Here is a 26,820-nt window from a genome sequence, read left to right as displayed (position 1 = left end):
AAGCAAGGGATTAGTGTCTGCTTTGAGGCTTGGAAATCATGGCTTTTTGTGCGCACTTTTTCAGGCCTTTCTGATGATAGAAAGGAATAAATATGGAAGCGCTTAATATTCAGCATTATGTTTTAGATACAGCAGAAAAAAACTTATTGACAATAGATTCTCTCATGTTAAACCAAGGCGAGAGGGTTTTCATCATTGGTGACAATGGAGTTGGAAAGACTAGCTTTTTAAAGACAATTATCGGAGAAAGCACCGATTATAGCGGCTTTTTGCAGGTGCATGGGGACATTGCTTATGTTCCGCAAATCAAGTCAGCTAGCCCTCAGTCTGGAGGTGAGAGGGCGATGTCTTACCTAAAAGAGGCTCTTCAAGCAAGGCCTTCTCTGTTAATTTTAGATGAGCCAAGCTCTTATTTAGACCATGCTAATCGTGATTGGCTCATTAATCAATTGAAGCGCTACCGAGGAACCTTGCTGGTGGTCAGTCATGATAGGTACTTGATTAATCAAGTAAGTCAGAAAATATGGCTACTTGAGCATCAAACGATCAAGATTTATCATGGCAATTATGATGATTATCAGCGTTCTAGACAGCTGGAGGAGGATAAGCAGCTAAGAGCTTTCTTGGAATACCGACGAAAGACTAATCAGTTGAAAAAAAGCCTGACCAGAAAAAAAGTGCAGGCCAACAAAATGGCTGTAAAGAAAAAGTCGGTTTCTCGGTCAGATTGGAAAACCAATTCCTTTGCGGGCAGCTATGATTCACAGGCCAAGGCTATGGCAAAAGCAGCTAAAGCTATGGAACATCGACTCACTCGAATGAAAGAGGTTAACAGTCCGCGCAAAAAGGCTTGGGCAAAATTAAAAAAGGATCCAAACGAAGGTACACTACCAAATACTCTTTTACACCTACAAGAAGGTACCCTTACAAAGGACTATCAGCTATTGTTTGACTATCCTGGTATTGTGATCAGATCACATAGCAGGATAGCGATTATCGGGAGAAACAAGGCTGGTAAAAGCAGCTTTTTAGATCAGCTTGCAGCCCAGGCCTTGTCTGGATTTTATGCGCAAAATCTAAGGATAACCTATTTTAAACAGGACCAGGCTGACTGGGAGCTGGATCAGACAGCAGTAGAGCTCATTAGTCGGCAGTCCAATCAAGATAGGGTAACCATTTTAAATTATCTAGCTATGATGGGCATTGATTATGATAAGGCCAATCAAAAGGTAGCTGTCTTATCTGGTGGGGAAAGGGTTCGTTTGGCGTTAGTGGCTGCCTTGCTGACAGATCATCAGTTTTTGATTTTAGATGAGCCGACAACTTATTTGGATCTTGTCGCTATTGAGGCCTTGGAGTCTTGCTTGCTTGATTATCCAGCTGCTCTTTTATTGATTTCTCATGACCTAGCATTTGTTAATAAGGTAGCAACAGAAATTTATGAGGTTAAGGACCATCGTTTAATAGCCTATCATTTTGAAGACTAGCAAAAAAGCCTAGGCTAGCTTATTCTCACTAGCTTAGGCTTGTTAGTCTACATTTCGTTTGGTGCTTCAACACCCAATAGACGAAGCGCTTCTTTGAGGACGATTGCAGTTGCATAGCAAAGTGCTAAGCGGTTGTCACGCTCTGGATCGTCTTCGAGGATACGGGTATGAGCGTAATATTTGTTAAAGCTTTGTGCCAAATGAATAGCAAATTTTGCCATGATTGATGGCTCAAAGTTATCAAAAGCACGCTTGATGATACGAGGGAAGTCCTGGATAAGCTTGATGATTTCCCAGCTTTCAGGGTCCTTAAGGCTATAGCTTGTATCGGCAGTTGGTGTAAAGCTTGCTTTACGCAGGATAGATTGGATACGCGCGTGTGCATATTGGACGTAAGGACCAGTTTCTCCTTCAAAGGATACCATTGCTTCAAGGTCGAAGTCATAGCCATTCATGCGGTCTGTTTTTAAATCATAGAACTTGATGGCTCCCACACCAACAGCATGAGCTACTGCTTCCTTGTTGGCAAGCTTAGGATTTTTAGCTTCGATTTGGTTTGCTGCTCTGCTGATGGCTTCTGCAACTGTTGGCTCAAGCAAAATGACATTGCCCTTACGTGTTGACAATTTTGCTCCACCCTTTGTTACAAGTCCAAAAGCAACGTGTGTCATGTCATCTGACCAATCGTAGCCCATTTCTTTAAGAACAGCCTTTAATTGCTTGAAGTGTGCAGCTTGCTCGTTGCCAACTACGTAAACTGATTTTGCAAAATCATAGGTACGCTTGCGGTAAAGGGCAGCAGCTAAATCACGAGTAATATAAAGCGTAGCCCCATCTGATTTTTTAATGAGAGCTGGGTGCTCAATACCATATCTTTCAAGGTTAACCACCTTAGCTCCCTTAGATTCGACTAGTAGGCCTTTGTCCTCAAGAAGCTCAAGGACCTCATCCATTTTATCATTGTAGAAGGCTTCACCATTATAGCTATCAAAGCTAACTCCTAGCTGGTCATAGAGTCGGTTAAACTCAATCAAGCTTTCATCGCGGAACCACTGCCAAAGCTCTGTAGCCTCTTGATCTCCCTCCTCTAGCCTGCGGAACCACTCACGTGCTTCCTCATCAAGACTAGGATCAGCTTCTGCCTCTGCGTTGATTCTCACATAGAGCTTTAAGAGCTCATCAATTGGGTGTGCTTGAACGGCAGCCTCATTTCCCCACTTCTTATACGCTACAATAAGCATACCAAACTGTTTGCCCCAGTCACCTAGGTGATTGATTTTAACAGGCTTATAGCCCATTTTTGCAAATATATGAGCAAGACTGTCACCGATAACTGTTGAGCGCAGGTGGCCAATTGAAAATGGCTTAGCAATGTTAGGGCTGGACATATCAATAGCAATATGACGTCCTTGTCCTTCATCTTGTTGACCATAGTCAGCTCCGTCAGTAATCACCTGTGTAAGGACCTGTGCAGAAATGCTAGCCTTATCTAAAAAGAAATTGACATAAGGACCAACAGCAGCAACTCTCTCAAATTGGCTGGCATCAATCCTTTCAGCCAAATCACTAGCAATAGCCTGCGGTGCTTTGCGAAGCACCTTTGCTAGACTAAAGGCTGGAAAGGCTAAGTCTCCCATGTCAGAATTTTTGGGTGTTTCAAGTAAGTTAAAAATGGCAGCCTGCTCTAGTTCAGGAACAACCTTAGCAATCTCAGCTGCAATCAGAGTTTTAGTGTCCATATTGCTTCTCCTAAAAATAGTTTGTCACCCTATTCTAACACATTTCTTGGAAATAAACGAGGTGTCTATTGAGAAATTATACTAGAAGGCTTGCAGGTGTTTTTGAAACCAAGGTAAAGACATTAGTACAGCAAAGCCTGCCAAATCTAGGGGGTCTAATGATATGAGCAAGAAATAATGCTTCCTTAAAATAAAAATAAAGCAAATTGATAGAGCTAAGATGAAATACTACCATTTTTTTGTTATAATTTGAGAGGATAATTATACATTGGGGAAATATATCATGAATAAAATAGAACGGCAGCAGCAAATCAAGCAACTTATTCAGGCTGAGCACATCGGCACACAGGAGGAGATTAGACGGCTTCTTCAAAAGGATGGTATCGTGGTCACTCAGGCTACCCTATCACGAGATCTAAGAGAAATCGGATTACTCAAATTAAGAGATGATAGAGGTAAGCTATACTACAGTCTTTCTGAGCCTGTTGCCACACCATTTAGTCCAGATGTGCGCTTTTATGTCCTAAAGGTTGATCGAGCGGGCTTTATGCTGGTTCTCCATACCAATCTGGGAGAAGCAGACGTGTTGGCAAATCTTATTGACAATGATGCTATCGAGGATGTCTTGGGCACGATTGCTGGTGCAGACACCTTACTTGTTATTTGTCGTGATGAGGAGATTGCCAAGCGCTTTGAAAAAGATTTAGCTGCTGGTCTATAGTATGCCTTACCGCGAATCCTTACATCAGCTGATAGCAGCGCTGGAAAAGCATTCAAGCATTATAGCTTACAAGGAGGCTCAGCAGCTGCTTCAAAGGACTGATTATAATCAAAAGGCCTATCAGATGAAGCGACATCAACAGGACACCTATCTTTTTCGTCAAATCGCTAAGGATAAAGCAGCTGAAGAATCAGCTTTTAAGGCTCAGCAATTACGAGACGATTTAGATCATCAACCATTGATAGATGATTATCGTGACAAAATGCAAAACGCTAGTGACTTGGTTCGGTACATTACAGGAACTATAGAAGATGAATTAAATAAGGAGTTCAATGATGGCAAAGACTAATGTTTCTCCCGGAATGCAGCAGTATCTGGACATCAAAAAGAACTATCCAGACGCTTTTTTGCTTTTTAGGATGGGAGATTTTTATGAGTTATTTTATGAAGACGCTGTTAAGGCAGCGCAGATTTTAGAAATCGGCTTAACCAGTCGTAATAAAAATGCTGACAACCCAATTCCAATGGCAGGTGTTCCTTACCATTCTGTCCAACAATACATTGATGTTTTAATTGATTTGGGGCATAAGGTTGCTATTGCTGAGCAGATGGAGGATCCTAAGCAAGCAATCGGTGTTGTTAAGCGTGAGGTGGTTCAGGTCATTACTCCGGGAACGGCTGTGGACTCAAGCCGACCTGATAGTCCCAATAATTTTTTGGTGGCTGTTGATTTTGATGGCAAGGCCTATGGCCTGTCTTATATGGACGTCTCTACAGGAGAATTTTTTGCCACAGACCTAGCAGATTTTGCCAGTGTCAAAAGTGAGATTCAAAACCTGAAGGCAAGAGAGGTTCTTTTAGGCTTTGAATTATCTGAAGAAGAGCAGGCTATTTTGGTAAAGCAGATGAATCTTTTGCTGTCCTTTGAGACGACAGCACTAGAGGATTCACCTTTGATTGATCATCAGCTAACAGCAGTTGAGCTGTCTGCAGCAGGTAAGCTACTACACTATGTTCACCAAACCCAGCTACGTGAGCTTAGCCATCTACAGACCTTGGTCCACTATGACATTAAGGATTATTTGCAGATGTCTTATGCAACCAAATCAAGCCTTGACCTGCTTGAAAATGCTCGTACTGGTAAAAAGCATGGGAGCCTTTATTGGCTACTTGATGAAACCAAAACAGCCATGGGCATGCGTCTATTAAGGGCTTGGATTGATAGACCACTTGTGACTAGTGAGGCGATCCTAGAGCGTCAGGAAATTATCCAGGTGTTTCTTAATGCCTTTATTGAAAGGACCGATTTAAGCGATAGTTTAAAGGGTGTTTACGACATTGAGCGCTTATCTAGTCGTGTATCCTTTGGAAAAGCAAATCCCAAGGACCTTTTACAGCTAGGTCATACTTTGGCTAAGGTACCCTATATCAAGGCAGTCTTAGAGGCCTTTAACAGCCCTTATCTTGACAAGCTTGTCAATCAAATTGACACACTGCCTGAGCTAGAGCATCTGATACGGTCGGCTATAGATCCAGATGCTCCTGCCACTATCAATGAAGGCAATATTATCAGAACAGGCTTTGATGAGCGGCTGGATCATTACCGAAAGGTTATGCGAGAAGGTACCGGCTGGATTGCTGATATCGAGACAAAAGAAAGACAGGCTAGTGGGATAACCAATCTCAAAATTGACTACAATAAAAAAGATGGCTACTATTTTCATGTGACCAACTCTAATCTAGGTATGGTTCCTGACCATTTTTTTAGAAAGGCAACACTGAAAAATTCTGAGCGCTATGGGACAGCAGAGCTAGCTAAGATTGAAGGACAAATGCTTGAGGCTAGAGAGGAGTCATCTAGCCTGGAATATGATATTTTCATGCGTATTCGTGCTCAAGTAGAGACCTATATTGATAGGCTGCAGCAGCTAGCAAAAGCCCTAGCAACTGTTGACGTCCTACAAAGCTTAGCAGTGGTTGCAGAGAAGAATCACTATGTTCGACCATTATTTAATCAGGAGAGCAGGATTGCAATTGACAATGGGCGGCATGCTGTTGTTGAAAAGGTCCTAGGTGTTCAGGAGTATATTCCAAATAGTATTTCCTTTGGTCCACAGACAAGCATTCAGCTCATTACAGGACCAAACATGAGTGGGAAGTCTACGTATATGAGACAGCTTGCTTTGACAGTCATTATGGCTCAGATAGGCTCATTTGTAGCTGCAGAATCTGCTAGCCTGCCTTTATTTGACGCTATTTTTACTAGGATTGGTGCAGCAGATGATTTGATCTCAGGCCAGTCTACATTCATGGTTGAGATGATGGAGGCTAATCATGCTATCAAGCGAGCAACCCCTCATTCCCTGATTTTGTTTGATGAGTTAGGGCGTGGTACAGCGACCTATGATGGTATGGCACTAGCCCAGTCTATCATCGAATACATTCATGATAGGGTTGGTGCAAAGACTATGTTTGCGACCCATTATCATGAATTGACAGAACTGTCAACCAAGTTGACAAAGCTGGTTAATGTTCATGTTGCGACGTTAGAAAAAGATGGAAATGTAACCTTCCTGCATAAGATTGCCGAAGGTCCTGCTGATAAATCCTATGGGATTCATGTGGCGAGAATAGCTGGATTGCCAGAGGATTTACTAGCCAGAGCTGATACTGTGCTAACCAAGCTGGAAGCTCAATCACAAGCAAGAGAGTCCGTCTTATCAACTACAGAAGTAAGAGAGACTCAGCAGCTGGCTAATCAGCAGCTATCACTTTTTACAGATGATGGCTCCTCTAGCGAGATTATTAAAAGGCTTGAGAGTGTTGATGTGATGAATCTAACTCCCATTCAGGCCATGACCGTTCTTTATGAGCTAAAAAAGCTACTGTAAAAGCTAGTATCAGATGTTAAAGGCACTTGTAGGCTCACCAGGCCACAGGTGCTTTTTGGTTTATTGACCATAAGACCCTTGCTAGCTCTGATGCTTGGCTCTTTTAGTTTTATGTTATAATAGTCCATAAGAATGCGAGGAAATATATGACAACAATTATCGAATTACCTGAGGTTCTCGCCAATCAAATTGCAGCTGGTGAAGTCATTGAAAGACCAGCAAGTGTTGTTAAAGAATTGGTTGAGAACGCCATAGATGCAAAGAGTAGTCAGATTACTGTTGAAATAGAAGAGTCTGGCTTGAAAATGATTCAAATCACTGACAATGGCGAAGGGATGTCTCACGAGGACCTGCCCCTTAGCCTGCGTCGTCATGCCACAAGTAAAATCAAAAGTCAAAGTGATTTGTTCAGAATCAGAACACTTGGCTTTCGAGGAGAAGCTTTGCCTTCGGTTGCCTCTATCAGTAAACTAACGATCAAAACAGCAACAGCTGATGCAGAGCATGGGTCAATATTAGTTGCTAGTGGCGGTAAGATTGAGCAGCTGGAAGCTGTCTCAACACCTGTTGGTACAAAAATCAAGGTAGAAAACCTATTTTACAATACACCAGCTAGACTGAAATACATGAAGAGCTTACAAGCGGAGCTGGCTCATGTTGTTGATGTCGTCAATCGCTTGAGCCTGGCTCACCCAGAGATTGCTTTTACATTGATCAGTGATGGCAAGCAGCTAACACAAACCTCTGGGGCTGGGGATTTACGTCAAGCGCTTGCTGGTATCTATGGCCTGAATACTGCTAAAAAAATGATTGACATTTCTAGTGCTGATTTAGATTTTGAAGTGGGAGGCTTTGTGAGTCTGCCAGAGCTGACAAGAGCTAATCGTAATTACATTACTATCCTGATCAATGGTCGCTATATTAAAAATTTCTTGTTAAATCGAGCCATTTTAGATGGTTATGGCTCTAAGCTGATGGTGGGACGCTTTCCTATAGCTGTCATTGATATTCAAATTGATCCTTATCTGGCAGATGTCAATGTTCACCCAACCAAGCAGGAAATCAGAATTTCTAAGGAGCGTGAATTAATGGCCCTGATTAGTACAGCTATTTCAGAGAGCCTGCGAGAACAGGACTTGATTCCTGATGCCTTGGAAAATTTAGCTAGGTCCAGCACACGTTCATTTTCAAAGCCTGAGCAGACCAGTTTGCCTTTACAGCCTAGTCAGCTTTATTATGATCCGCAAAAAAATGATTTCTTTACCAAAGAAACAGTGGTTTCAGAGGATAGCCCGCAGGGCTTTAACCATGAAACTTTGGTTGACAGTGGTGTCAAGCAGGTTGACAATTTGCAGCTGGCCAAGACTGAATCTGAAGCAGCTGCTCCAAGTGTTAAATATGCTAGTCGGCCAGCTCCTATGCTTTCTGATAGTGAGCACCCGGGTCTTGATGTCCACAATAAGCAAAAATTATCTCAGATGCTTGATCGTTTAGAAAATGAAGAGCAGTCAGTCTTTCCAGAGCTTGATTATTTTGGTCAAATGCATGGGACCTACCTTTTTGCCCAAGGCAGAGATGGCTTGTTTATCATTGATCAGCACGCAGCTCAGGAGCGCGTCAAGTATGAGTATTATCGTGACAAGATTGGTGAGGTTGACAATAGCCTACAGCAATTGCTGGTGCCCTATCTTTTTGAATTTTCTGGGTCAGATTTTATTAACCTTCAGGAAAAAATGTCACTTTTGAATGAGGTTGGTATCTATTTAGAGCCATATGGCAATCATACCTTTATTCTTAGGGAGCATCCTATTTGGATGAAGGAGGCAGAGATTGAATCTGGCGTTTATGAAATGTGTGACATGCTATTGTTGACAAATGAAGTATCCATCAAAACCTACCGAGCAGAATTAGCGATTATGATGAGCTGTAAACGTTCCATCAAGGCAAACCATAGCTTAGATGATTACTCAGCAAGACAGTTGCTTTTACAGCTTGCTCAATGTAAAAATCCTTATAACTGCCCACATGGTAGACCTGTTTTGATTAATTTCAGTAAGGCGGACATGGAAAAGATGTTCCGTCGTATTCAAGAAAATCATACCAGCTTGAGAGAATTGGGCAAATACTAGAGAGGATAGCATGCGAGAATTTTTCCAGTTGCCTAAGCAAATACAAGTGAGGCAGTTTGTGCGCTTTATTACAATTACGCTTGGCAGTAGTATCTTTCCTTTTATGGCGATGTACTATACAAGCTACTTTGGCGCCTTTTGGACAGGCATACTAATGATGGTGACTAGCTTTACAGGCTTTATTGGGACCTTATATGGAGGTCATTTGTCAGATGCTATTGGTCGTAAGAAAGTAATTATGCTTGGTTCAGTTGTGAGCACCTTAGGCTGGCTGCTGACCATTTTGGCCAATGCTCCAAAGATGGTTCTTCCTTGGTTGACCTTTGTGGGAATTTTGCTGGTTGAGCTTGCTTCCAGCTTTTACGCTCCTGCCTATGAGGCTATGCTGATTGATTTAACAGATGATAGCAATCGTCGCTTTGTTTATACCATTAATTACTGGTTTATTAATATAGCCATTATGCTTGGTGCAGGTATTTCAGGGCTTTTCTATGATCAATATTTCTTAGAGCTGTTGATTGCTTTATTGATTATTAATATTGTCTGCTTTGGTATTGCCTATCGTTATTTTGGTGAAACGAGGCCTGAGCATTACCGCTTTGAGCATGGTGTTGGTATTCTAGCAGGTCTTGCTAACTACCGGCAAGTGTTTAAGGATCGCGCTTTTGTGCTATTTACCGTAGGGACGATTTTGTTTAGCAGTGTTTGGTTGCAGATGGATAATTACGTTCCGGTTCACCTTAAGCTGTATTTTGAAGAGACTGATGTGCTCGGTATTCATCTGACCAGCTCAAAAATGCTGTCATTGATGGTCTTTACCAATACCTTGCTGATTGTGCTGTTGATGACACTTATTAATCGCTTGACAGCAAAGTGGAGATTGTTGCCACAGCTGGTAATTGGATCGGTTATTTTTGCCTTTGGTATGCTGTTGTCATTTACTTTTACTGGCTTTTTTGCTATTTGGTGTTCAGTTGTGGTGTTTACCATTGGTGAAATGCTAAATGTTCCTGCCAATCAAGTGCTAAGAGCAGAAATGATGGATCAGTCTAAAATTGGTTCCTATACAGGATTTATTTCTATGGCTCAGCCCTTAGGAGCTATTCTAGCAGGTTTGCTGGTTTCTCTTAGTCACTTTACAGGACAGGTTGGGGTTCAGCTAGCATTTGTTTTGATTGCCTGTGTGGGACTCTATGTGATTGTTTTATCTGCGAAAATGAAGAAAAAGGTGTCATATGTATGATTATATTAAAGGTCAGCTAACAAAAATTACTGCAAAATATATTGTGGTGGAAGCAAATGGTTTAGGCTATATGATAGCTGTTGCCAATCCTTATAGCTTTACAGACTGTGTCAACCAGCAGGTAACGATTTATCTTCATCAGGTGATCAGAGAAGATGCTCAGCTGCTGTTTGGTTTTCACAGTGAGGAAGAAAAGGACGTTTTTTTGAAGTTGATTTCGGTATCAGGTATTGGACCGACGACTGCCCTAGCTATTGTAGCTGTAGATGATAATAGAGGACTCGTCAATGCCATTGATAATAGTGATATTAAATATTTGATGAGGTTCCCTAAAATCGGAAAAAAAACAGCTCAGCAAATGGTGCTTGATTTAGCAGGTAAGTTCGTTGAAGCACCTAAGGAGGAAAGCAGCAAGCCCCCTAAAGCCAAGCAACAGGGGAATGAACAGCTTGATGAGGCTGTCGAAGCCCTATTAGCCCTTGGATATAAGGCGACAGAGCTAAAGAAAATTCGTGCCTTCTTTGAGGGAACAAGCGAGACAGCTGAGCAGTATATCAAATCAGCCCTTAAAATGCTTATGAAAGGCTAGGTGCTTCATATGAAACGTTGCGCATGGGTACCACAAGATAATAAGCTTTACTGTGATTACCATGACTTGGAGTGGGGAAGGCCTGTCTATGATGATCGCGCTCTTTTTGAGCTGCTTTGTCTTGAAAGCTATCAGTCAGGCTTATCTTGGTTAACTGTTTTGAAAAAACGTCCAGCCTTCAGAAGCATTTTTCATCATTATGATATTGCGGCTGTGGCAAGCTTTAGTGAGCAGGAAATGGCTGCTGCCTTGCAAAATGCAGCAATTATCCGACACAAGCCAAAGCTAATAGCCACTGTCAACAATGCAGTGGCAGTCCAACACATTCAACAAGAATATGGTAGCTTTTCAAGCTATCTTTGGAGCTTTGTAGGAGGTCAGCCAATTGACAGACTTGTCAACGATGACAACCCAGCACCTGCTCAAACAGACCTATCTCTTAACCTATCTAAGGACTTAAAAAGACGTGGCTTCAAATGGCTAGGACCAACAACTGTTTATTCCTTTATGCAGGCAGCAGGATTGGTAAACGACCATGAAGAGAACTGTGAGTTTAGGTAGAAGAAATCGCCTCTTTGGAGTGATGTTTCATTAGCCTATCAAAGGGAGCTTGATAAAAATTGCCCAATCTTAATTGCTTATAGGATGATGTGTAAGAGCTATGTTTTTGCTCTTTTAAGGTATAGATGGTGAGTCCCCTTATTTACCCTGTAGCGAACGTTGTAAGCTTCTAATGTGTGGTTGGTTATAGCCTATTACTGCTATTGAAAGTAAGATATAGTTTGATCAGGCAGATATATTGGACTGCTTCAACGATTGTGTTGCTGTTGGCTGGTGCTTCTTTCTATAACTTATTTTGGTGCATGTGATTGTGGCTCTAAAAGTTATAATAGAGTATCGGTACGATTGGTGTTACCCCTTGGTTTCTATTTTTTTCTTATCAGCTAGTCTTTCATTTACAGTCTATAGTAAAAGCTACCGCTTAAAAATTTCTTAGCGGTAGTTTTTTAGTTCATGTTGCAAGGTTTCTAGAAGTTCAGTTTCTTCTGTCAACTGCAGTAATTGTAAGCCTTTATTAATTAGGTGATCATCATTGCGACAAATACCGAGACGAACTTGAGAAAAACCTAAGCTATCATAGCGTTTAAGCTGTCTAGCTAATTTGATTGTCAGTAAGGTAATTTCTTCGCATTCCTTTTTGAGGTTGTGATAGAGGTAAATGGTTGAAAGATTGGTTAGTAAAGCATATTCAGACGATTTGATATTGCGGTAATCTTTATATTTTGCTAGGCTATCTAGAATTTTTTGACTGATATTTTCAATTATTTCGATAGGAAAGTGAAAAAGAATGGTATGTAGTAATTGTAAATCTTTCTCATACCAAGTATCTTGTTTTGCGAGGGAATTCCAGATTTTATAAGCTAGCTCTTGTAAATCTTGATTGTTTTTAACGCCTTTTTTCCTAAGACTTATCATGACGTCGACACTATCTAAAATATAAGAAATGGGAATATCATTTTTATTTTTAAGGTAATTGAAGCATTTTTGGCGTAATTTTTCTAATTCAGTAATATTTACAGCTGATAGCTGATTATAAAATTGGTTTAAAATGTCCTGCCTTGTGCTAGGATGATAAGTGTTGCAGACATATCTAAACTCTTCCAGTGTCATATTGAGTTGGTTTAATAAAAAAATCATTGTATCAAATTTAGGAATGACTTGTCCGCTTTCAATACGAGCTAGTGTAGAACGAGCTAAAAAGTCTCCACAGATCTTTTCTTGTGTTAATCCTTTAGATTTTCGTATAGCTTGATAAATTTTACCGTAATCCCAACGCATAAAACACCTCTAAAATGTTACTAAATGCTACAAAAAAATAAAATCTACAATAATATTTTATAATAGCATTTAGAAAGAGTAAAGGAGGAAAATTTATGAGGAGACATCTAAAGGTTGTATTATTACTTGCAGCACTATTGGCATTTATTGTAAATGAGGGTAATTTTCCATGGTGGCCTTGGGGACCATAGAACTTAACTGATTACTGTTATGTTGTTGCCATTAGACTATCTAGATTAATCAAAGAGTAAAATACAAGTAGCTTAGTGAAAGACATTTTAAGAGGAGAAAAGCATATGAAGAAACGTTTAGCATTTATATTAGTTGCTTTTGGTATTTTGGGATTTAGTTTAGGAAATGAAGTTTTAGCTGCAGATACTGCACCTGCAAGTGCAACTATGGCAACAGATAGTGATGTGAGTTTTTACAATGGAGAACTGTTGAAAAAATATTTGGTCCAAAGTGGTGATAGATTGTATTTTGATTATGACAAGGCTATTCAAGATAAGGTTTCTGATGGTGTAATAGATATGGGATTCCTTGTTGAGACAATTAGTGAGGACTATTCACAACAAACGTTTACCCCTCGAAAGTATTTCAAGGCAGGATGGCAGCTTTATGGTAATTATTGTGGACCTGGCCATAACGGAAATAATTTTACTTTACCTGTTATTGATGTTTTAGATCAAGGCTGTCAAAATCATGACAGTTGTTATCGATGGGGAGCTGGGATTGATGCAAATTGTGAATGCAATCGTCAGTTAGTAAATTACATTAAAGTATATCGACGGTGGATGCCAGCTCATGCCTTGGGGGTTGCTGATGCTATTAGAGTATATTTTGAAACGGTAGGTGCTATTGGATGTTAACCTTAAAAAATATTATCAATCGATACTACATGTATTATGTATTCCTTATTGTTGTGATCTGGATTGGGATGTTTTTTGTACGATGGGATACTACTGTGGCTGGTGTATTACTCTATCCACTGATTATGAAACAGGTATTTATCGTACTAGGAGTAGTTGCGATGATAATGGCCATTATTTCTAGAAAAATTGTTCTTGGAATTTTTGGTTTACTATGCTGTGCTGCTTTTTGGATTAATCTTTTCTTAGCTTTCTATCTATTACCTGGACTTTTGGGAAATTAACAATTAAACTGTTTATGGTGTTTTGAAGATGAGGAACAGGCTGTTTTTCTGTAAGGCTTCCTGTTACTTCTCAAATGCTTTGGAGTATCTCTTTATCATTTGTTCACTGTTGACAATGTTAAAAAGACTATTCTAGGCATGGGAATTGCTGCTTCAGGGTATTCCTTGTTAATATTGGATTGATTAGTTGTTATTTATGCAAAATCCTTAGAGCATTGCTTTCTCATTCTTGGTTCATTTGAATAAAATGTAACTAAAAAAACTTTGTAATCAATTCAAATTGTCACAAGTATAAAAGTAAAAAAGCGACTTTGTTAGTGATCTGATATTCGGAAGTCCTATCATTGCTCGCTTTTTGTTTTTTGAGGTTGATTTTTATTCCGAAATTGTTGTGAATAAGTGCAATTTTAAGCTAACAATTACCTAAAATCTTTTGAAGATTACTGCTTAGCTTCTAATACCTATTTATCGGTGTGTTGATAATTAGAGAGATAGTGGGATTGTCATATGAAATAAATTTTAGAAAATTTAAACAAGTTATTCTGATTGTTACTATTTCAACATAAGTCTTTATTTGATTATCATTGAAAACCATTAATTCATCTAAAATTATTTCAATGCTTCATGGATGATTCTTTTTTTGTTAAAATAAGATTGAATGTCGAATAGATAAGTAGGTGGGAAAATGAAAGCTGAACTCATTGCGGTGGGAACCGAGATTCTGACTGGTCAGATTGTAAATACCAATGCTCAATTTTTATCAGAAAAAATGGCAGAGCTTGGTATTGATGTTTATTTTCAAACAGCTGTAGGAGATAATGAAGAGCGTTTGCTTTCTGTTATTGATATTGCTAGCCAGCGAAGTGATTTAGTGATTTTATGTGGTGGTCTTGGTCCAACAGATGATGATCTAACGAAGCAGACCTTAGCTAAGTATCTAGGAAAAGCTTTGGTCTTTGATGAGCAGGCAGGTCAAAAATTAGATGCTTTTTTTGCACATCGTAAGCAGACTGTTAGGACACCAAATAACCAACGTCAGGCGCAGCTGATTGAAGGCTCTATTGCTTTGCAAAATCAAACAGGACTTGCAGTAGGTGGGTTAATAACTGTAGATAGGGTAACCTATGTTGTCTTACCAGGGCCTCCAAGTGAGCTAAAGCCTATGGTAAAAAATGAGCTGGTGCCCCTTCTTTCAGCTAGTCATGCCAGTCTATATTCAAGAGTGCTGCGTTTTTTTGGCATTGGTGAAAGTCAACTGGTGACTGCTCTGGAGGATTTGATTAAGCATCAAACAGATCCTACCATTGCTCCTTATGCAAAGACCGGCGAGGTAACACTGCGACTATCCACAAAGGCTGACAACCAAGCATTAGCTGATGAAAGGCTGGATCGACTAGAGGCGCAGCTCTTATCCATAAAAACTGTAGATAATCAACCCTTACGGCGTTTGCTTTATGGCTATGGGGAGGATAATTCCTTGGCGCGTGAGACCTTTGAGCTATTGAAGCGAAGTGGTAAGACGATAACAGCAGCTGAAAGCTTAACAGCAGGACTGTTTCAAGCTCAGTTAACTGATTTTGCGGGAGCTTCACAGGTGTTTAACGGTGGCTTTATCACCTACAGCATTGAAGAAAAAGCAAGAATGCTTGGCATTCCATTGGGTGAGCTACAAAGGCACGGTGTTGTGAGCTCTTTTACAGCTGAACAAATGGCTGCGCAGGCACGCTGCTTGACCAATTCAGATATCGGTGTTGGTCTAACAGGTGTTGCTGGCCCAGAGGCACTCGAGGGACAGCCAGCAGGAACAGTTTTCATTGGCCTTGCCACTAAGAATAAGGTAGAATCTCTTAAAGTTGTCATAGGAGGCCGTAGCCGTTTGGACGTGCGGTATATTGCTGCCTTATATGCTTTTAATATGGTTCGTAAAACTTTATTAAAATCAGAGAATTTGCTATAATTAGGATAGTGTATTTTAGGAAATTAGTAGCTAGACAGATGTGAGGTTATGCTGTTTATTGCTTGCTAGTCAGCCTAAATAGAGGAGAAAATATTGGCAAAAAAAGTTAAAAAAAATGAAGAAATCACCAAAAAATTTGGTGATGAACGTCGTAAAGCACTTGATGATGCGTTAAAAAACATCGAAAAAGATTTTGGTAAGGGTGCGGTTATGCGCCTTGGTGAGCGTGCAGAGCAAAAGGTTCAGGTGATGAGTTCGGGCAGTCTTGCTTTAGACATTGCGCTTGGAGCAGGTGGCTATCCTAAAGGGCGTATTATTGAAATCTATGGACCAGAGTCTTCTGGTAAAACAACAGTTGCCCTGCATGCAGTAGCGCAGGCTCAAAAAGAAGGTGGTATTGCAGCCTTCATTGATGCGGAGCATGCCTTGGACCCTGCTTATGCTGCGGCGCTGGGTGTTAATATTGATGAGCTGCTTTTGTCACAGCCGGATTCTGGTGAGCAAGGACTTGAGATAGCAGGTAAACTGATTGATTCTGGTGCTGTTGATTTGGTTGTTGTCGACTCTGTTGCAGCTCTAGTGCCTCGTGCTGAGATTGATGGTGATATTGGTGATAACCATGTTGGCTTGCAGGCTCGTATGATGAGTCAGGCGATGCGTAAGCTTTCAGCCTCAATCAATAAAACCAAGACAATTGCTATCTTTATTAACCAGCTACGTGAAAAGGTAGGGGTTATGTTTGGTAATCCAGAGACGACACCAGGTGGTCGTGCTTTGAAATTCTATGCTTCTGTCCGTCTAGATGTTCGTGGAACAACACAAATAAAAGGAACTGGAGATCAAAAAGACAGCAGTATCGGTAAGGAAACTAAGATTAAGGTTGTTAAGAATAAGGTTGCTCCACCGTTTAAGGTGGCTGAGGTTGAAATCATGTATGGAGAAGGCATCTCACGTACAGGTGAGCTGATCAAAATTGCTTCAGATTTAGACATTATTCAAAAGGCTGGTGCTTGGTTCTCTTACAACGGTGAAAAAATTGGTCAGGGCTCTGAAAATGCTAAGAGATATTTGGCTGACCACCCAGAGCTATTTGATGAGATTGATCATAAGGTGCGTGTTAAATTTGGCTTGCTTGAAGATACCGAGGAAAGTGCAGCTGTAGATCCAGCTGCAGCCAAAGCAGATGAGCTGGTTTTAGAGCTAGACGATGCCATTGAAATTGAGGATTAGTATCTGGTATTAGATTTTCAGATAAAAGCATCAAAAAAGGGCTTAACAGTTGCTGTTAAGTCCTTTTTAGCCTATGTTTGATCAAGCTTTATATCGGTCTGCTCAGGAGCTAGGCTGGACGTTTGGACGATTTGTCAACTGAGTTTATGTTTTCTTTAGGGATTTACTGTTAAGCTATAAAAGCCCTATAAAAAAGGTTTTTGACAGACAAGATAGTGACGTAGTAAGTCTGCCTACAACTAGCTCAATATAGGATTTTGGCCTTGGTTAAAGGGATCATAAAAGAAAACTAAAAAATAGGTCCAAAGACCGATATTGATTAGAAAAAAACTATGCTACAATAGAATTATCACGAGATAGAAAGTGAGAACAGCATGATAAAAATTTACACGATTTCAAGTTGTACGAGCTGCAAAAAGGCTAAAACCTGGCTGAATGCCCATAAGCTCCCGTATAAAGAACAGAATTTAGGAAAAGAACCTCTTTCAAGAGAAGAAATTTTAGCTATTTTATCAAAGACTGAAAACGGTGTGGAGAGTATTGTCTCTTCTAAAAATCGTTATGCCAAAGCCTTAAATTGTGATATTGATGAGTTAAGCGTAAATGAGGTTATTGATTTGATTCAGGACAATCCCCGTATTTTAAAAAGTCCGATTCTTATCGATGACAAGCGTCTTCAGGTGGGCTACAAGGAAGACGATATTCGTGCCTTTTTACCTCGTTCTATTCGTAATATTGAAAATGCAGAGGCGCGTTTACGCGCTGCCTTATAAAAAAGCTCTGTCAGAGCTTTTTTTTTAATATCCTAACAAATCTGAATTCTTGTTTATTCAATAAAAATAAGCTATAATAGAGCGTAGCACTTAAAGTTAGAAAGAAGGTGTAAGTATGGGATTTACAGATGAAACAGTCCGCTTTAATTTAGACGATGGTGATAAAAAGCAGATTAGCGAAACGCTGACGGCAGTTTATCATTCACTAGATGAAAAAGGCTACAATCCGATTAATCAAATTGTAGGTTATGTACTAAGCGGGGACCCAGCTTATGTTCCTCGTTACAATGATGCTCGCAACCAAATTCGTAAATATGAGCGCGATGAGATCGTAGAAGAGCTTGTCCGCTATTATTTGCAAGGAAATGGAATAGATATTAGATGAGAATAATGGGACTTGATGTCGGTTCTAAGACCGTCGGTGTGGCCATTAGTGATCCACTTGGTTTTACTGCCCAAGGACTAGAGATTATTAGGATCAATGAAGATAAACAGGATTTTGGCTTTGATAGATTAGCTGAGCTTGTTAAGCAATATCAGGTTGATCGGTTTGTCATTGGCTTGCCAAAGAATATGAATAACACTAGTGGCCCACGTGTTGAGGCAAGTAAGGCTTATGGAGATAAGATTGAGGAGCTCTTTCACATTCCGGTTTCTTATCAAGATGAGCGCTTGACAACTGTTGAGGCAGAGCGTATGCTAATTGAGCAGGCAGACATCAGTCGTGGTAAACGTAAAAAAGTAATCGATAAGCTGGCTGCGCAGCTGATTTTACAGAATTATTTAGATTGTAACTATTAAGGAGAACAGATGACACATAATCATGATCACAAACACGAAGTCATTACACTTGTCGATGAGCAAGGAAATGAAGCATTGTTTGAAATTTTATTAACCATCGATGGACGTGAAGAATTCGGTAAAAACTATGTTTTACTAGTTCCTGCTGGTTCGCAAGAGGATGAATCAGGAGAGGTTGAGATTCAGGCCTATTCATTTACAGAAAATGAAGACGGAACAGAGGGTGACTTACAGCCAATCCCAGAGGATTCAGACGCTGAGTGGGATATGATTGAGGAAGTATTTAATAGCTTTTTAGACGAAGAGTAACAACCTGAGGCATTAGCTTTAAAATAATAAATAGCCTAGAATCTTGGTGCTAGCAGCACGGGTTTTAGGCTATTTTTATGGTTTATCAGACAGTAGGAGTGATAGCTATTCCTATGACCTCTAAATAGCCTACTGTTAAGAGGTTTTTTAGGGTCTTGTAGATGTTGCAATAGCCTGTGATTTTGTTGAAGTTACTTGCTGTTGTCTTTTTTAGTTTAAGCCTTAACAAAGCTGTAGCTAGGCTATAGGAAATGACTCAACTTAGCACAGCATAAGCTGCTTATTTTGATAAGTAAAGAAATAGCCAATAGCTACTTTTAGCTTAAAGCCGATCATTACCATTATCCTTAGCTTTTCTGGGTATTATTTCGAATAATCTTAATGGGGGTGATTTTATCAAAAGACTCAGTCAAGAAGAAAAAAACTTTCTAAAGCATTATAGGCTAAAGACACTGCACCGCTTTAAAGAGCTGCTGACTTATGCCAGCCTTTGTCATAAATTGACTAAATAATAGATTTTGCTATACTTGTAATATGACATGTCAAGGAGAAACACATTGAGTCAATTACATCAAGAAGTTATGCTGGAAAAGGTCAATTATTTGGTGAAGGACCACCCATCGTCACATACGACTAAGTATGACATGAAGGTCCCTAGTTTATATAAATTTTATATCTTTTTCTTTAGCATCATAGCGAGCTTGCTTACGGTTGCGGTTCCTTTTTTTGCAGACACTGCAAATAGCGTTCAGTCACAAAATTTATACATCGGAATGATGTTGACTAAAGGTCAGATTCCATATAGTGATTTGTTTACAACAGGAGGCTTTCTGTTTTTTGTGCTCATAGCTTTGAGTTATCACTTGGGAACAACGGTATGGTTGGTGCTTGTTCAAGCGCTGTGCTTTTATTTGACAGGTGTTTATTTCTATAAATTAGTCCATTATGTGACTGGTATTCAGAAGGTTGCTTTAGGTTTTACAGCTATCTATTACCTATTGTCTATTAGTCTTGGATTTGGTGGCTTATATGCGATCCAGCTTGCCCTGCCTTTTGTCTTAGTATCGCTTTGGTTTTTAACCAAGTATTTTGCTGGCTTGGTAAAGGACGAGGCCTTTATTCTCTTTGGCTTTGCAGCGGCAATAGCCATGCTAATTGAGCCTAGGACGCTTCTTTTTTGGCTGCTTGCTTGCATTGCGATTATTGCTTATAATGTGTCTCAAAAGCATTTTGCTCGAGGCTTTTATCAGCTGTTAGCAGCTATTTTTGGAATGCTTTTGGTGTTTTATACAGCAGGCTATTTTATCCTCAATCTACAGATTTTGAGTCCTTATTTGGAGCAGGCGCTTGTTTATCCGTTTAGTTATTTTGTGACAGGTGATTTATCGCTGATTCTCGGTTTAACAGTCCAATTAGGACTTGTTCTTGGCTTAGGACTGTTAACGGGGCTGCTGACGTTTATGAAGCAGCCTAAGCTAGAGTCTGATCTTGCTATGAAATGGCTACTAGTCTTTGTTGTGTTGAGTTATGCTGGTATTGCGGCTATATCGCATGATTTTCATACTTATCACCTATTGCCTTTACTGCCTTATGCTTTGATTTTGCTATCAAGCTCTGTTGGCCGACAATATGAGGCAGGACTTAGGACGGTTAGTCATCGTCGTCGTAAGGGGAAAAATGGTGCGAGACGGGTTATTGCTATTTATCTAAATAAGCATTTCTATGTGCCAGCAATCATAATGCTAGGAGCGGTTTTTGGCACAGCTTATCAGTATGTGACCAGCTCTGCCATTAATCAAGAGCGTTCTCAGATTGCTCACTATCTAAGACAGAGGCTAGCGGAGGACCAACCCATCTATGTATGGGACGATACGTCAAAAATTTACCTGGAGACGCAGGCCAAATCAGCTTCACAGTTTGCCTCCCCCTTTGTTAATCTGAAAAAGGAGAGTCATCAACAGATGTTAGAGGATGAGCTACTACAGAATAAGGCAGCCTATATTGTGGTCAATAAGCAAAAAGCATTACCAAAGGCAGTCAAGAAAATAGTGACAGCTAATTATAAAATTGACAGAAAGATTGATGTTAAGGGCTTTAGCCTATATCAGAAAAAATAAATAAAATCAATATATTGTGTCGGCACAAAAAACTTAACACAATATATTGATTTTTTTGTGTGGCGTGATATAATAGTCGAGTAAGGAGATAGGACATGATAACATTAGAAAAAGACAAAGTTATTGTTCAGCCAGCTATTAAGGTTATTAAAAGAGATGGACGCTTAGTTAATTTTGATGCAACAAAGATCTACAGTGCGCTGTTAAAAGCAAGCATGAAGGTAACACGCATGTCACCGCTCGTTGAAGCAAAGCTAGAAGCTATTTCTGAACGCGTTATTGCAGAAATTATCGAGCGATTTCCTACAAATATTAAAATTTATGAAATTCAAAATATTGTTGAGCATGAGCTATTAGCTGCTAATGAATATGCTATTGCTAAGGAATACATCAATTATAGAACCCAGCGTGACTTTGCTCGCTCGCAGGCGACAGACATTAATTTTTCTATTGATAAGCTCATTCATAAGGATCAGACAGTGGTCAATGAGAATGCCAATAAGGATAGTGATGTTTTCAATACTCAGCGTGATTTGACAGCTGGGATTGTTGGTAAGTCTATTGGCTTGAAGCTGCTGCCGCCACATGTCGCTAATGCTCACCAAAAGGGTGATATTCACTACCATGATTTAGATTATAGTCCTTATACGCCAATGACAAACTGTTGTTTGATTGATTTTAAGGGAATGCTGGCAAATGGCTTTAAAATTGGGAATGCTGAGGTTGAAAGTCCTAAGTCTATTCAAACAGCAACAGCTCAAATTTCACAAATCATTGCTAATGTGGCCTCCAGTCAGTACGGTGGCTGTACAGCCGATCGTATTGATGAATTTTTGGCACCATATGCTGAGCTAAATTTCAAAAAGCATATGGCTGACGCTGAAAAATGGGTTATTGAGGAGCTGCGGGAAGGTTACGCCTTTGAAAAAACCAAAAAAGACATTTATGATGCCATGCAATCTCTAGAGTATGAGATCAACACGTTATTTACCTCAAACGGTCAGACCCCCTTTACCTCATTGGGATTTGGTCTAGGGACCTCTTGGTTTGAGCGTGAGATTCAAAAGGCTATTTTAACGATTAGAATTAATGGCTTAGGCAGCGAGCACCGTACTGCAATCTTTCCTAAGCTCATCTTTACGGTCAAGCGTGGGCTCAATTTAGAGCCAGACTCACCAAACTATGATATTAAGACCTTAGCCTTGGAATGTGCCACAAAGCGCATGTATCCAGATATGTTATCTTATGATAAGATTATTGAGCTGACAGGATCCTTTAAGTCACCAATGGGCTGTCGCTCTTTCCTTCAAGGCTGGAAGGATGAACAGGGGCAAGATGTTACCTCAGGGCGTATGAACCTTGGGGTTGTAACCATGAATTTACCTCGTATTGCTATGGAATCAAATGGCGATATGGATAAATTCTGGGAGCTGTTTAACGAACGATTACACATTTGTAAGGACGCTCTTGTTTATCGTGTGGAGCGCGTTAAGGAGGCAACGCCAGCCAATGCTCCTATTCTTTACCAATATGGAGCCTTTGGCAAGCGGCTAGCTAAGATTGGCAATGTTGATGAGCTCTTTAACAATCGCCGCGCAACTGTATCATTGGGTTACATTGGCTTATATGAGGTAGCAACCGTATTTTACGGTGGGCAATGGGAGCACAACCAAGAGGCCAAAGACTTTACAATCACTATTGTTAAGGAAATGAAGAAGGCTTGCGAGGCTTGGTCAGATGAATATGGCTATCATTTCTCTGTTTACTCAACACCATCAGAAAGCTTGACAGATCGTTTTTGCCGCCTAGATACTGACAAATTTGGCGTTGTTGCTGATATTACGGATAAAGAATACTATACGAATTCATTTCACTATGATGTTCGTAAAAATCCGACACCTTTTGAGAAGCTAGATTTTGAAAAGGATTATCCAGCAGCAGGCGCTTCAGGTGGCTTTATCCATTACTGTGAATACCCTGTTTTACAGCAAAATCCCAAGGCCTTGGAAGCTGTTTGGGACTATGCTTATGATCGTGTGGGCTACCTAGGCACAAATACGCCAATTGATAAGTGCTATGAATGCCATTTTGAGGGAGATTTCACCCCAACAGAGCGAGGCTTTACTTGTCCAAATTGTGGAAACAATGACCCTAAGACAGTAGATGTGGTCAAAAGAACCTGTGGTTATTTAGGAAACCCTCAGGCTCGTCCAATGGTCAATGGTCGTCATAAGGAAATCTCTGCTCGTGTCAAGCACATGAATGGGTCAACCATCAAGTATCCGGGGATATAAGCCCTGGAAAAGAGTCTCATTACACCTATAATCGTCTATAGAAAGGATTGCTTCCTGCAAGCAGTCCTTTAGTTATCAAGACCGGTCTGTAACAAAGAAAGGGAGAAAAATGGGAAAATACCAGCTAGATTACAAGGGAATGCAGCAAGTAGAGAGGTTTCATGAGAAACATTCTGTTACAAAAACAGACAAAAAATCTCGAGTGCAGCAGCTTAGAGCACAATTTTTAGAAAAAGTAAAGCAATCAAAGAAATAATGGCACACTCAGTAAAGGCGGTGAAAAATGCTAGATATTGGAATTGTTGGTTTAGGCGCTATTTCACAGAAGGCCTATTTACCTTATATGCGTCAATTAAGAGGAATCAATTGGCATTTATCTACTAGAAATGAGTCAGTTCGCCAGGAGGTGGGACAGCTTTTTGGTTGTACAAGGCTTTACAGGACTGTCAATGAGCTACTTGAGGCTAAGTTAGATGGTGTGTTTATCCATGCAGCCACTAAGGCTCATTTAGAGCTGGCTAGCTTGTTTTTACAAAAAGGAATTCCAGTTTACATGGATAAGCCCTTGACAGAGGATTTCTTTAGCACACGAGCTCTTTATCAATTGGCAAAAGAGCACAACACCTTTTTAATGGCAGGCTTTAATAGACGCTTTGCACCAGGTGTCAAGAGATTGTCAACTCTGTCAACTAAGCGTAAAGTTGTTGTTGAGAAAAATGATATTAATAGACCAGGTGATAAACAGTTTAAGCTTTTTGACTTCTTTATCCACCCTTTAGATACAGCTTTATTTTTAGCTGATGAGAGGCTTGTTGCAGGCTATTTTCATTATCAGCTGACTGACAATGATTTGCTAAGTCAGGTTAGTGTAACCTTAAGGACAGAACAGACAATTATTTCAGTAGCTATGAATCTACAGTCAGGCAGCAGGCGTGAGGTGATGGAGGTCCAGACACCTAAAGAAACCTATCAGCTAGAAAATCTAGAGAGCTTGCGAGCTTACCGAGGAGTTGATCAAGAGATCAAGGGATTTAGTGCTTGGGATACTACCTTATCTAAACGAGGCTTTGAGGCTATTGTGGATTCTTTTTTACAGGCTGTCAAGGATGGTGTTAACCCTGTCCAGCCAGAGACAAGTTTGTTGAGTCACTGGATTTGTCACCAAATTTGTCAATCTCATGAAGCTGATGGCATATTAGATGTTTCTCTTCCCTATATAAAGGAGTGATAATATGAAGCTACGAAGACCTAAAAAGCAGGACGAAGCGTCTGTTTTAGAAATGATGGCAGAGTTTGAAGACTATCAGTCTCCTCATGATGGGGGCTTTTGGAATGCTGAGCATTTTGATTATGAAGAATGGCTGGAGTCTAATGCTCTGATGGAGGCGGGCTTAGCTATCCCTGAGAATTGGGTGCCTGCGATACAGCTTGTTGCCTTTGCGGATCAGCAGGCTATTGAATTTGTCAATGTACGCTTGAGATTAAACGAACAGCTACTGGTTAAAGGGGGACATATTGGTTATTCTGTTAGACCTAGCCAGCGTGGGAAGGGTTATGCAAAGCTGATGCTAAAGGAAGCCTTGCAGCTTGCTCGTCAAAAGGGTATTCGTGAGGTTTTAGTGACTTGTCATTGCAGCAATAGTGCTAGTCGGTCTGTTATTTTAGCTAATGGTGGTCAGCTGAAGGATTGCAATAAGGGGATTGAACGCTATTGGATAAAAGCATAAGAGGCAACAATGAAGGAAAACTGTTGGAATTCTCCTAAACCAAAGGAATGGACGTCAGAGGCATTAAGTCAAGGACGCGTTATTGATTATAAGGCATTTAATTTTGTAGATGGGGAGGGAGTGCGAAACTCACTTTATGTTTCAGGCTGCATGTTCCATTGCAAGGGCTGCTATAATGCAGCAACCTGGTCTTTCAAGGCGGGTATTCCCTATACAAAAGAGCTTGAGGAGCAAATTATGGCTGATCTTGCAAAGCCCTACGTTCAAGGTCTGACACTCTTGGGCGGTGAGCCCTTTTTGAATACGGGAATATTGATTCCTTTGGTTAAGCGTATCAGAAAAGAGCTACCAGAAAAGGATATTTGGTCCTGGACAGGCTATACCTGGGAGGAAATGATGGAGGAAACTCAGGATAAGCTAGAGCTGTTAAGCATGATTGATATTTTAGTTGATGGCCGCTTTGATATCACCAAAAAGAATCTGATGCTGCAATTTCGTGGATCCAGTAATCAGCGTATCATCGACGTTAAAAAGTCATTGGCTGCTGGAGAGGTGGTTCTTTGGGATAAGCTAAATGATGGTGATCAGTCCTTTGAACAGATGAGCCGAGATGATTTGATTTAGTAGAGACTTATCAACATCATTAGACTTGAAAGCTAATAATGAAAGCATGATTTTAAGCTCTTGTGGTTTTGCTTAATCAATTTGGTAAAGGGTTTTCCCCACATTATCCTCATACTTATCCACAGGTTGTGAATAACCTGTTGGTTTGTGGATAAAAAAGAGAATTAAGGGGTTCTTTAATTCTCTAGGCCTGAAAAAGGGTTCTTTTTGATGTTTTTTCTTAAAAGAAAGAGAGGCAAGTGACCTCTCTTGAAATAGTATACTTAGGCTTTAAGCCTAGCTTTCAATATCTCTGAATGTCTGATTTTCTTAGGAGTCAGGCATTTTTTAATGGCGATGGGAAGTACGACTTGTGGGTCGCTTTGTGTGCTAAGAGGCTTTCTGAGCTGCTATATGTCAATGATTGGTGATGTGACAGCTGAGGCTTGTTCACATTCTGAAAGCACTGATGTTTTTCCTAGCTTTCTTTTTTGATGTAGTAGTAATTAGTTTCGGTTGATAGCTCCTCATTATAGCAAAAGCCAGCAAAGCTCAGCTGCTTAAGTGCTTCCTTGGTTTGGACATTGTTTTCTAGACAGGCTGTTAGAAAGGCTCCTCGAGCTTTTTTTGAAATGGTTGAATGCGTCTTGAGCTGTCCTGATCTTTCCTCCATAAATTTGGGACTTATCCACAGTTTTTGATATTCCTTTGAAAAAACATCTCTAAACTCGCTGGATAACAGAGAAATGATTTGCTTGTGATCTTTAGCAAACTGATCGTAGACAGGGCGCCAATAATGCTTAAGGCTTTGCCCATTGATGGTTACTTTAGTATGAAAATCATGTCGGTGCTCTGCGATTTTCTCGTCAGTAGGGATAATGCCATAAAAAGACGAGGTAATGTAAACCTGCTTTGAGAGGTAGTCTTGCTGAGCTTTAGAGAGGTTGTCTCGCTTGAGATGACGGTACATGAGCCCATTAAAGAGCTGATAAGCAGGATAAGCAGGGCTCTGCCCTTGAGCTATGGCCTTTAGTCTCTTGGCTTCCTTGCTTGCTGCTTCTATACTGATGCTGTAGGCCCTTACTAGCTCCTCTAGGGATAGTTCAGCCATAGCCTCTAATATGGGTAGGCTTTTTTGGGGCAGCTGATGTGGATAGCAAGGTAGGACTGGTTTCATTTCTTTAGCTGTTGGAATTAAAAAAGTTAACATAGGTTTAT

Annotated in this window: 25 protein-coding genes; 22 read left to right on the top strand and 3 right to left on the bottom strand. The window is 40.3% G+C overall.

Annotated elements, in window-relative coordinates; translation table 11 throughout:
- The first annotated feature begins 92 nt into the window (after positions 1-92).
- Positions 93-1,487, top strand: a complete 1,395-nt coding sequence (locus tag I2432_RS09845; protein ID WP_206158793.1) for an ATP-binding cassette domain-containing protein — start codon at positions 93-95, stop codon at positions 1,485-1,487.
- A 47-nt stretch (positions 1,488-1,534) separates the two neighbouring features.
- On the opposite strand, the gene argS is transcribed toward I2432_RS09845, so the two are convergent.
- Positions 1,535-3,226 carry an arginine--tRNA ligase gene (gene argS / locus I2432_RS09840; protein WP_206158792.1) on the bottom strand — a complete coding sequence of 564 codons (1,692 nt, stop codon included), beginning with the start codon at positions 3,224-3,226 and terminating at the stop codon, positions 1,535-1,537.
- A 283-nt stretch (positions 3,227-3,509) separates the two neighbouring features.
- Between argS and argR the strand changes: the two genes are divergently transcribed.
- The 7 genes from argR (at position 3,510) to I2432_RS09805 (ending at position 11,360) form a co-directional block, all read left to right on the top strand.
- Positions 3,510-3,947 carry an arginine repressor gene (gene argR, locus I2432_RS09835; protein WP_012516453.1) on the top strand — a complete coding sequence of 146 codons (438 nt, stop codon included), beginning with the start codon at positions 3,510-3,512 and terminating at the stop codon, positions 3,945-3,947.
- Position 3,948: 1 nt separating this feature from the next.
- On the top strand, positions 3,949-4,296 hold the full coding sequence (locus I2432_RS09830; protein WP_014623648.1) for a YlbF/YmcA family competence regulator: 348 nt from the start codon (positions 3,949-3,951) through the stop codon (positions 4,294-4,296).
- Positions 4,283-6,838 carry a DNA mismatch repair protein MutS gene (gene mutS / locus I2432_RS09825; protein ID WP_206159093.1) on the top strand — a complete coding sequence of 852 codons (2,556 nt, stop codon included), beginning with the start codon at positions 4,283-4,285 and terminating at the stop codon, positions 6,836-6,838. Before I2432_RS09830 ends, mutS begins: the two co-directional genes overlap by 14 nt.
- Before the next feature lie 146 nt (positions 6,839-6,984).
- Positions 6,985-8,967: a DNA mismatch repair endonuclease MutL gene (gene mutL, locus I2432_RS09820; protein WP_115251411.1), complete on the top strand. Its 1,983-nt coding sequence runs from the start codon at positions 6,985-6,987 to the stop codon at positions 8,965-8,967.
- A gap of 10 nt (positions 8,968-8,977) precedes the next feature.
- On the top strand, positions 8,978-10,210 hold the full coding sequence (locus I2432_RS09815) for an MDR family MFS transporter (protein WP_115251410.1): 1,233 nt from the start codon (positions 8,978-8,980) through the stop codon (positions 10,208-10,210).
- Positions 10,203-10,799, top strand: a complete 597-nt coding sequence (gene ruvA, locus I2432_RS09810; RefSeq protein WP_115251409.1) for a Holliday junction branch migration protein RuvA — start codon at positions 10,203-10,205, stop codon at positions 10,797-10,799. Before I2432_RS09815 ends, ruvA begins: the two co-directional genes overlap by 8 nt.
- A 9-nt stretch (positions 10,800-10,808) precedes the next feature.
- Entirely contained in the window at positions 10,809-11,360 is a 552-nt protein-coding gene (locus tag I2432_RS09805) for a DNA-3-methyladenine glycosylase I (RefSeq protein ID WP_206158791.1), read from the top strand.
- A gap of 432 nt (positions 11,361-11,792) precedes the next feature.
- Here the strand turns inward: I2432_RS09805 and I2432_RS09800 are convergent, their stop codons facing one another.
- Entirely contained in the window at positions 11,793-12,638 is an 846-nt protein-coding gene (locus I2432_RS09800) for a helix-turn-helix domain-containing protein (protein ID WP_206158790.1), read from the bottom strand.
- Between the two features lie 296 nt (positions 12,639-12,934).
- Between I2432_RS09800 and I2432_RS09795 the strand changes: the two genes are divergently transcribed.
- From I2432_RS09795 to nrdG, 14 genes are all read left to right on the top strand, one after another.
- A complete protein-coding gene (locus tag I2432_RS09795; RefSeq protein WP_206158789.1) occupies positions 12,935-13,507 on the top strand; it encodes a phospholipase A2 family protein in 573 nt (190 codons plus the stop codon).
- Positions 13,501-13,791, top strand: a complete 291-nt coding sequence (locus I2432_RS09790; RefSeq protein ID WP_012516443.1) for a hypothetical protein — start codon at positions 13,501-13,503, stop codon at positions 13,789-13,791. Before I2432_RS09795 ends, I2432_RS09790 begins: the two co-directional genes overlap by 7 nt.
- 685 nt (positions 13,792-14,476) lie before the next feature.
- Positions 14,477-15,748, top strand: coding sequence for a competence/damage-inducible protein A (locus I2432_RS09785; RefSeq protein ID WP_206158788.1), 1,272 nt, complete (start codon positions 14,477-14,479; stop codon positions 15,746-15,748).
- 93 nt (positions 15,749-15,841) lie between these two features.
- Positions 15,842-16,978 (top strand): recombinase RecA, encoded by a 1,137-nt coding sequence (recA, locus tag I2432_RS09780; protein ID WP_012516441.1) that lies wholly within the window; start codon positions 15,842-15,844, stop codon positions 16,976-16,978.
- A gap of 374 nt (positions 16,979-17,352) precedes the next feature.
- Positions 17,353-17,751 carry a transcriptional regulator Spx gene (spx, locus tag I2432_RS09775; protein WP_012516440.1) on the top strand — a complete coding sequence of 133 codons (399 nt, stop codon included), beginning with the start codon at positions 17,353-17,355 and terminating at the stop codon, positions 17,749-17,751.
- 115 nt (positions 17,752-17,866) lie between these two features.
- Positions 17,867-18,136: an IreB family regulatory phosphoprotein gene (locus I2432_RS09770; protein ID WP_012516439.1), complete on the top strand. Its 270-nt coding sequence runs from the start codon at positions 17,867-17,869 to the stop codon at positions 18,134-18,136.
- Positions 18,133-18,552 (top strand): Holliday junction resolvase RuvX, encoded by a 420-nt coding sequence (ruvX, locus tag I2432_RS09765; protein ID WP_015898660.1) that lies wholly within the window; start codon positions 18,133-18,135, stop codon positions 18,550-18,552. Before I2432_RS09770 ends, ruvX begins: the two co-directional genes overlap by 4 nt.
- 9 nt (positions 18,553-18,561) lie before the next feature.
- Positions 18,562-18,861, top strand: a complete 300-nt coding sequence (locus tag I2432_RS09760; protein WP_206158787.1) for a DUF1292 domain-containing protein — start codon at positions 18,562-18,564, stop codon at positions 18,859-18,861.
- 557 nt (positions 18,862-19,418) lie between these two features.
- Positions 19,419-20,978 carry a membrane protein gene (locus I2432_RS09755; RefSeq protein WP_021321219.1) on the top strand — a complete coding sequence of 520 codons (1,560 nt, stop codon included), beginning with the start codon at positions 19,419-19,421 and terminating at the stop codon, positions 20,976-20,978.
- A 95-nt stretch (positions 20,979-21,073) separates the two neighbouring features.
- The gene (gene nrdD / locus I2432_RS09750; protein ID WP_206158786.1) at positions 21,074-23,272 is read left to right on the top strand and encodes an anaerobic ribonucleoside-triphosphate reductase; all 2,199 of its coding nucleotides are present in this window, start codon (positions 21,074-21,076) and stop codon (positions 23,270-23,272) included.
- Positions 23,273-23,381: 109 nt separating this feature from the next.
- Positions 23,382-23,528: a hypothetical protein gene (locus tag I2432_RS09745; protein ID WP_164437590.1), complete on the top strand. Its 147-nt coding sequence runs from the start codon at positions 23,382-23,384 to the stop codon at positions 23,526-23,528.
- Between the two features lie 27 nt (positions 23,529-23,555).
- Positions 23,556-24,500 (top strand): Gfo/Idh/MocA family protein, encoded by a 945-nt coding sequence (locus I2432_RS09740; protein WP_206158785.1) that lies wholly within the window; start codon positions 23,556-23,558, stop codon positions 24,498-24,500.
- Positions 24,501-24,504: 4 nt separating this feature from the next.
- The gene (locus I2432_RS09735; protein ID WP_206158784.1) at positions 24,505-24,999 is read left to right on the top strand and encodes a GNAT family N-acetyltransferase; all 495 of its coding nucleotides are present in this window, start codon (positions 24,505-24,507) and stop codon (positions 24,997-24,999) included.
- A 9-nt stretch (positions 25,000-25,008) separates the two neighbouring features.
- On the top strand, positions 25,009-25,623 hold the full coding sequence (gene nrdG, locus I2432_RS09730; protein ID WP_043031585.1) for an anaerobic ribonucleoside-triphosphate reductase activating protein: 615 nt from the start codon (positions 25,009-25,011) through the stop codon (positions 25,621-25,623).
- Between the two features lie 457 nt (positions 25,624-26,080).
- Here nrdG and yaaA read toward each other — a convergent pair whose 3' ends face one another.
- Positions 26,081-26,812, bottom strand: a complete 732-nt coding sequence (yaaA, locus tag I2432_RS09725) for a peroxide stress protein YaaA (protein ID WP_111678726.1) — start codon at positions 26,810-26,812, stop codon at positions 26,081-26,083.
- Positions 26,813-26,820 lie beyond the last annotated feature (8 nt).

Source organism: Streptococcus equi subsp. zooepidemicus (assembly GCF_015689395.1).
GTDB classification, from domain to species: domain Bacteria; phylum Bacillota; class Bacilli; order Lactobacillales; family Streptococcaceae; genus Streptococcus; species Streptococcus equi.
The sequence above is the reverse complement of the archived record's forward strand: the minus strand, read 5'-3'. Positions and strand labels throughout refer to the sequence as shown.